Source organism: Vibrio sp. 1069 (assembly GCF_033340555.1).
Genome location: NZ_JAWOWP010000870.1, coordinates 1 through 536, shown reverse-complemented (window position 1 = coordinate 536; position 536 = coordinate 1). Strand labels below are relative to the sequence as shown.

Annotated in this window: 1 protein-coding gene; it reads right to left on the bottom strand. The window is 45.3% G+C overall.

Translation table 11 applies throughout. The annotated features are described in order from the left end of the window. The coding region (locus R7040_RS29530; protein ID WP_318098060.1) for a copper resistance protein NlpE at positions 1 to 500 on the bottom strand (500 nt) is incomplete at its 3' end. Between the last annotated feature and the right edge of the window lie 36 nt (positions 501 to 536).

Below are 536 nucleotides of genomic sequence, written 5' to 3'. Positions count from 1 at the left end.
AACGAAGCTAATTCGCCAGTTGCTTTCTCACCGTTCATGTCTAGCATCATAAGCATGTTCTCGCCTACGAAGTATTGGTTTGGTGCGTCTTCGTCGGTCAGCGTTACGATGCTGCCGTTTTCATCCCAAGTGAAGTGGCCTTCTGATTTGAACTTGCCATCTTCTTTGTCTTGGTAGTTTTGCTCAAGCACGTAGCTGCCATCTTGATTTAGCGTCAGAGTCACGTCGATGCCCGCGCAATCAGCACATGGTAGTGTGCCTTTGTAAACGCCATTCCAATCTAGCGCGTTTTTCGCGTTGTGCTCTGAGTCTACAAACGTTTCTGTGGTGATCACTTGTTCTTCTTCCACTGGTACTGCATCGACAGGCAGTTCAGTGTCAGTGACTTCCATTTCTACTGCTTGAGGAGTTTCAACTGCACTTGTTTCTACTGGTTTCTCGTCTTGACAGCCTGCAAGAATAATTACCGCACCAGTTAACGCCAACATTGTCTTTTTCATTTTATCCCTCTTTAAATCAAGATTTTGTATGCCAAT